The organism is Hydrogenophaga palleronii (genome assembly GCF_031457455.1).
GTDB classification, from domain to species: domain Bacteria; phylum Pseudomonadota; class Gammaproteobacteria; order Burkholderiales; family Burkholderiaceae_C; genus Hydrogenophaga; species Hydrogenophaga palleronii_A.
The window spans coordinates 115939-123672 of sequence record NZ_JAVDWU010000013.1 but is presented as its reverse complement, the minus strand read 5'-3'; the positions used below and the strand labels follow the sequence as shown (position 1 = coordinate 123672).

Sequence of the window (7734 nt, the reverse complement as noted above, 5' to 3'; positions counted from 1 at the left end):
TATATCGCTACGCCGAGCGCGGCGGGAACCTACAGGGTCAGAGCGTCTGCGACGGGGATGAGCACGGTGATCTCGCCGGTGGTGGCCGTCAGCGCACCAGAGTTGAGGTTTGACCGTACCTCAGACGTGATTGGCAAGGGCATGCGCAGCTACCAGTTTGTGGTGTATCGGGCGGTCAACGGCACAGCGTTCAACGGGGTGGATGCGCTGGTGGTCAACCTCAGCAGCAGCGATCCGAGCAAGGCCAGCGTGCCGGCCAGCGTGACGATACCGGCTGGCCAAGCGGCGGTGGCTTTCCAAGTCACAGGAGTGGACCTGACGGATGGTACGGCGGTAGTCATTGATGCTGCAGCAGCGGGTCACACCGCACCTGCAAGCAAGCCGCAAGTGCAGGTGGCTGAGCCAGCACTGTCGCTGATTGGCGTAGATGCTGCGCGCAGCGTCGGACATGCGCGGGACAATTTCTACGTGAGCGTGACCGGTCCTGCGGGAAGCCCGTATTCGATCTACCAGTCGATGGCGGTGAACATGCCAGTGGATGTCGCGATCGTGGAGGCCAACCCAGCGGGGTTGGTTGACGGCATCTACAACGCCAGCACGGCGGGCTCAGTGGTCACACAAATGGTGATAGCTGCTGGAAACAACAACTCGGGCTGGGCCTATATCGCTACGCCGAGCGCGGCGGGAACCTACAGGGTCAGAGCGTCTGCGACGGGGATGAGCACGGTGATCTCGCCGGTGGTGGCCGTCAGCGCACCAGAGTTGAGGTTTGACCGTACCTCAGACATGGTGGGCAAGGGCATGCACGGCCACCACTTCACGGTGCAGCGGGCGGTCAACGGCGCAGCTTTTACCGGCGTCGATGCGCTGGTGGTCAACCTTGCGTGCAGCGCACCCACTGTATGTTCGGTGCCCGAGACGGTCACCATTCCCGCGGGCACTTCCAGTGCCAGCTTTGTGGTCACAGGGGTGGGGCTGGGTGATACCACCGTCACGGCCACCGCGGTGGGGCATTCCACTGCGGCAGACATGTCGATTCGTACCGTAGAGCCCCAGTTGACGTTTGGTAGTGGTCCATCCAGTACGACTGTAGGCGGCCAGTCGAACTTCTATGTTTCTTTGACCGTGATGGGCGCTACTTATCCCTACTACCAGTATCTGGTTGAGCCGGCATCTGTGACTTTCACAAGCAGTGCGCCCGGCGTGGCATCTGTGCCCAGCAGCGCGACGATCACTGCAGGCAACAACGCTACCTCGTGGCTCCAACTCACCGGGATAGCACCCGGAACCACCAGCGTGACCGCGAGTGGATCTGGCTTGATCAGCGCCACCTCCGGTGTGGTGACGGTGGCACCTTGAGGGCGTACTCATGACAAGAACAATCCATTCTCGATCTTCTATTTCCATGCTGACGATGCGCACTTGCAAGACGGTTGTTGGATTGGCAGTGCTTCTGTCTGGGGCGCAGTTGGCGGGCGCCGGCAGTCTGACCATTGCCGATGACGTGGTGGTCAAGTTCGGTCCGGATGCTCAACTGGTGGTGCGCGACAACCTTGTCCCAGGCAAGAACGTGACCTTGACCAGCCAAAAGGACGACAGTGCTGGTGGTCAGGCAGCGGCTACACCTCAGGCTCCCGCAGCAGGCGATTGGCGCGGCCTCCGTCTGGAAAAGTCGGCATCGACAAGCGGTCCAATCACGCTCAATGGCTGGTCAGTTCGCTACGCCGGTGGACCGCAAGGCTCCGCGGATCCAGCCCCGGCTATTGCACTGCGTGGCTGGAGCCCAGGGCTGCAGTTCCTGAAACTCACCGACAGCGCCGTGGGCCTGTTCCTGGACGAGGGCGCTGCCCCCGCCATCACGGGCTCCAGCTTTTTGCGAAACGGCACCGGCCTGCTGATCAATGGCAGTAGCGGTGCCACCATCAGCGGTTCGCAGTTCGTGGGCAACAGCACCTGGGGCGTGCAGAACCTCACGCCTGCTTCAGTGCTTAATGCGCGCGGCAACTGGTGGGGTCATGCAACAGGTGCCAGGGACGCCGCAGGCAATCCGCAGGGCCAAGGTGACGCCGTCAGCACGGGCGTGGATCACGCTTCTCCATTGGCGGCAGCACCCTTGCTCAACCCGACCGTTCGGCTGGCGAGCCCCGCAGCGTACTTTGCGCAGCGTAACGTGCTCTTTGACCTTGCTTGCGTCAACGCCGTCGACTACCGCATTGCCGAGGGTGGCGCGTTTGCAGGTGTTGCTTTTCAATCGCTGACGGGTGACCGCGCCCAGACGGAGCTGACGCTCTCAGCAGGCGACGGACTCAAGCAAGTGAGTCTGCAATGCCGCGATGCTGCTGCAAACCTGGTTTCTGCCACATTGGAAGGCGGTGTTCGCATCGACACCGAGCCCCCGGTGGTGGCTATTGCCAACCCCGCGCCGGGAAGCGTGATCAGCGAATCCATCAGCTTGAATGCCACGGCCACAGACGGCAACGGCATCGCCAGCGTGGCTTTCTACGTCAACGGCGCCCTCCGGGCAACGGACACATCGGCTCCCTACAGCCACACCTGGAACGTCGACAGTGAGGTGGACGGCGACTATGTGATTCGCGTCGTGGCGACCGACGGGGTGGGGCGCAGCAGCGAACAGGCGCACACCGTGACACTGGCACGCGTGCCGCTGGGGCCGGACACGGAAGGCCCCGATGTGAGCAACGCCCGCTTGGGTGGAACCGCACTGGTCAATGGCATGGTCATCGCCAACAGTGGCACCGTGACCTTCACCGCCAGTGATCGCAGCGGCATTGCACGTGCTGAACTGTTGCTCGACGGCGTGGTGGTAGCCACCGCCAGCGGAAGCAGCAGTTTCAGCGCACCACTGAATGTGGATGCGGTGAGCAACGGAGAGCACACCCTGACCATTCGGGTGGTGGACTCCCTGGGCAACACCACACTGCAGAGCTTCACCGTCACGGTGACACATGCAGCGCCCACGGCTCCCGTCATCACCGAACCATCCAATGGCTTGGTTACCCGTTCTGCCACTGTCACGGTGAGTGGTACGGCGCCGGCTGGCGCCAGTGTGCAAGTGTTCCGAGCCGGTCACCCGCAAGGGGCCGCTGTGGCTGTTGGCAGCAACGGGCGCTTCACCACCACGGTGGAACTGCTCTCAGGCAGCAACCTGATTCAGGCACAGGCCACGTCGGCCCATGGAACCAGCGCGATGTCCACCGGCGTGAGCGTCACGCGCGACACCACGGTGCCCGCTCACCCCTCCCAGTTGGCGGCCAGCGCACTGGCTGGCGGGCAGGTGCGGCTGAGCTGGTCGGCCTCGACCGACGTCAACGTGGTGGGCTATCACATCTACCGCGCGGCGAGCATGTTTGCCGTGATTGGCGAAGCCTCTCGTGCCAATGGCAACACCGTCACCGGCACCACCTATGAAGACCTGCCGCCTGCAGATGGCACGTGGGTTTACCGTGTGGTCGCGGTCAACGCGGCAGGCACCGCCTCTGAGCCGACCAATGCGGCCACGGCAACTTCCGACTCCACCGCGCCAGTGGCCACGTCGATCGTCTACGCCACCAGCGGCAAGACTGACCCTGTGACCGGCGCCTTCGGCCAGGGCAGGGTCGATCTCACCCTCACCACCAGTGAGGTGCTGCAGCTCGTGCCCTACCTGGCCATCGTGCCGGAGGGCGGCAGCCCCATCACCGTGTCGCTGACCAAGACCGGCGACACCAGCTACCAGGGTGCATTCTTGATCGCCGCGAACACGCCCGCTGGCATGGCCGATGTGTTGTTCTCCGCGCGTGATGCCGTGGGCAACCGAGGCACGCAAGTCAACAGCGGGGCCACGCTCAGGATCGACACCCAGGGGCCCATTCTCTCGGCCATCGCCCTCACGCCAGCGGCGCCCATTCGCAACGAAAACTCGCCCACACTCAGCGCGACCTTCACCTTCAGCAAGGCACCTGCGGCGACGCCACAGATCAACTACCTGCTCTCAGGCCCTGATCGCACGCCGGTGAACCTCTCGCTGACGGCTGTCAATGCCGTGACCTACAGCGCCAGCTTCACCTTGCCCACGGATGCCGGGTTGTCCACCCCGGAAACCCTGCGCTTCCGCCAGACTTCCATGGATGCGCTGGACAACGTTTCCAGCGTGGTGGCGGGCTTCAATCAGTTCCAGGTGTATCAGGGCGAGCTTCCGCCTTTGGACGTTCCGGTGGGACTGAGCGCCCAGGCGCGCCCGGGTGGCCAAGTGCGCCTGAGATGGCAAGCGGTGGAAGGGGCGAGCAGCTACCAGATCTACCGTCGCGACCCTGGCCAGCCCACGCTGGAGCCCTTGGCGCGCAACGCAGGTGTGGAGTACATCGACACCACCCCGGCCGACGGCACCTACTTCTACGCCGTGGCCACCGTGCGCCAGGTCAACGGGCAGGAAAGCCTCTCTGGCCAGAGCGCCGAGGTCAGCGTCACCACGCAGGCCAACGCCCCAGGCGCGCCCCAGAACCTGACACTCACACTCACCGGCAACGGCATCTACGCCGCCTGGCAGGCACCGCTGGCCAGCCAGGTGGACCACTACCGCCTGTACCGCGCCACCGGCACCAGCATCAGCAGCATTGAGGGACTGGAGCCCATCAAGACACTGATCAGAGCCCCACAGACCTACGACACCAGCCCATCACCCACCCAGGGCGCCTATGTGGTCACGGCTGTGGACGAAGCAGGCAACGAGTCGGCCATCTCCAACTCGGCCTATCTCAATGCCAGCCTGTTGCCCGTGCGCAACCTCAAGGTGGAGCAACTGGGCAGTGCCTTGCCGGTCATCACCTGGTCGGCGCCCAATGGCAACGTGGCGGGTTACCGCGTCTACGTGGGGCCTGAAGCCAGCAGGGTGTTGCTGACGCCCGCGCCCATTACCGCCACCCGGTTCGAAGACACCGGCTTCTCCAGCGGCGAGCGCCGCTACGCTGTGGCCACCGTCGATGCCAACGACGTGGAACTGATCAGCACCGTGGTGCTGCCCAGCGTCAACAGTCAGATCGTCTCAGGCCTGCCCCTGTTGCGTGGCGTGATGAACCGTGTGCAGGTTCAGGTGACCAACACCTCGGCTGACACACGCAGCGATGTCCGTGCGCTCGTGCGGGTGCCGGTCAATGATCAGGGCACCCAGTTCAAGGACCATCGCTCCACGGTGTTCACACTGGCACCCAACGAAACCCGGCTGATCCCCGTGGTGGTGGGCGGCTATGCCGAACTGCCTGCTGCGCCCCAGGTGCAGGTGGGCATTGAGATCGCGCCAGAAGACGGTGCGCAGGTCACCGTGGCACGCAACCAGCAGGTGTCAGTAGGCGAGGGTAGCCTGGTGGTGGGCATGTCCACCGAGTCGTTCACTCGGGGTGCCACTGGCCAAGTCAGATTGACCATTGAGAACACCACCGAGGTGGATGTGGAACTGTTGACCGCTACGGGCAACGGCGCCAACCCGTCCAGCGAACTGAGGTTCAAGATTCTGGATGCCGACGGCAACGTGCTGGCCACGCAGCCTTACAGGCAGGCTCTGGGCGCCAACGTGGTCACCCTGACCAACGGGCAAACCGTGGCCCGTGTACCGGCTGGCAGCAGCTACGTTTCAGACGTGTTTGAGCTGAACGTGCCCAGTGCCAGCCCGCGCAGCATCCGCGTGAAGCTGGAGGTGGACAAGCTGCGGCACCACAGCGGGCAGCCCGATGAAATCCTCATCACCGGCCGTGGTTCAGAAAGAACCGTGTCGCTGGGTGAAACCTCCTACGTGGGCGAGGTTGTCAACGTGGCGCCCCTGAGCTCATTTGGTGACCAGGACGTGGTAATCACCGGCCGCGCCATGGAGCGCACCAGCTCTGCACCCATGCCCAACACCCGCTTGAAGCTGGTGCTTAACCAGCAGGGCTTTGAGCGCAGCTACCAGGTGTTGACGGACAGCACGGGTGCCTTCACCTACACCTTCAAGCCCACCATCACCGACGCCGGTCTGTTCAAGGTCAGCGCCGTGCACCCGGACATCACCGACCGGCCGGAGCAACAAAGCTTCACCATCAACCGGGTCACGGTCGCACCCGCGCTGTCCAACCTCAACCTGCCCAAGAACTACCCGTTCACCATTCCGTTCCGGGTGACGGCGGGCGTGGGCACATCGGCCAGCAACCTGCGACTGGTGCTTGACGCGGTCAACCAGCCCACCGGGCAGATTCCTGTGGGCGTGAGCGTGGCCCTGGCCGCACCTGTGAGCGTGACCAGCCGGCAGACGCTGAACATACCCGCCGTGTTCACCGCCAGCAACGATGCGCAGCCCACCGGTGCACTGATCTTTGCGGTGGTGGCCGACGAACAGCCCAATGCCCCTCTGGGCATGGTGAGGGTGAACTACACCTTGTCAGAGGCCCTGCCGTATCTGGTCAGCACGCCCAGTTTCATTGAAACTGGTCTTGCCCAGGGCGGCACCCAAGTGGAGTCACTCACCCTCAAGAACAACGGCCTGCAAGAGGCCATCAATCTGCAAGTCACACTGGCCCGCCCTGATGGCAGCGCGGTGCCCTCTTGGGTGGCCATCACCAGCCAGGCCAACGGCAGCCTGCCGGTGGGTGATTCACGAGCTGTGGACCTCACTTTCAGCCCGACCGCCAGCGTGGCCGAAGGCGTCTATGAGTTCTGGCTGAACATCGTGGGCGACAACGTGCCGTCGCAAACCATCAGGGCGTACGCCAGCGTCAGCCAGAGCGGTGAAGGCAATGTGCTCTTCAAAGCCTCCAACATGTACACCGCCACGGTGGGCCAGGACGGGCAGCTCATCCAGGGTCTGTCCGGCGCCACCATCACCCTGCAGAACGAAGAGGTGTCCACCATCTCCCTGGAAATGGTGACCGACAACCTGGGTGAGGCTCTGTTCCAGAGAGTGCCCGCAGGCCGCTACAAGTTCAAGGCCAAGGCGAACAACCACCAGGAGGTTTCAGGCCGCCTGCAGATCAAGCCAGGTATCACCATCAACCAGCCGGTGTTCCTGAACTACAAAGTGATCACGGTGGAGTGGGTCGTGCGTGAAATCACCATACAGGACCGCTACGACATCACGCTCAGCGCCACGTTCGAGACCAACGTACCCGTTGCGGTGGTGGTGCTGCAGCCATCCAGCGTCAACCTGCCCAAGATGGCGCCCGGCGATGTGTATTTCGGAGAGCTCAGTCTGACCAACCATGGCTTGTTGCGGGCCGACAATCTGCGCCAGACCCTGCCCAGGTCCGACCCCTACTTCCGGTTCGAATTCCTCACTCCGGTGCCCAGTTCGCTGGGCGCCAAAGAGAGGGTGACGCTGCCCTACCGCGTGATTGCCCTGCAGTCGCTGGAAACTGCCGCCAGCGGCGCCAATGCCTCAGGGGGTGGTTGCTACAACTACAACAACAGCACCACGGTGGAGTCCGAGTGCGAGTGCGCCAATGGCGAGACCGCCAAGGGCGCCACCTCGACCAACTGGTTCTCCTTCAGCAACAGCACCTGCACCGGGCCAACGGGCAACCACGCCCCTGTGCCTTGGACACCACCCGTCTGTACCTCATGGTGTGGTGATCGCTGCTGCGGCGGTGGTGGTAGCCCTGGTGGCTACGGCGGCGGTGGCGCGGGCGTGCTGCCCGGTGGCCCACGTTGCGTGAATATCCCGCGCAATGGGGTGGACTTCAACCCCAACACCTGCTCGGCTCCTTGATCTCC

General features: G+C 63.6%; 2 protein-coding genes. Both read left to right on the top strand.

Annotated elements, in window-relative coordinates:
* The coding region (locus J2W49_RS23465) for a hypothetical protein (RefSeq protein ID WP_310321817.1) at window positions 1-1359 on the top strand (1359 nt) is incomplete at its 5' end.
* An 88-nt stretch (window positions 1360-1447) separates the two neighbouring features.
* On the top strand, window positions 1448-7729 hold the full coding sequence (locus J2W49_RS23460) for an Ig-like domain-containing protein (RefSeq protein WP_310321815.1): 6282 nt from the start codon (window positions 1448-1450) through the stop codon (window positions 7727-7729).
* Window positions 7730-7734: the final 5 nt, after the last annotated feature.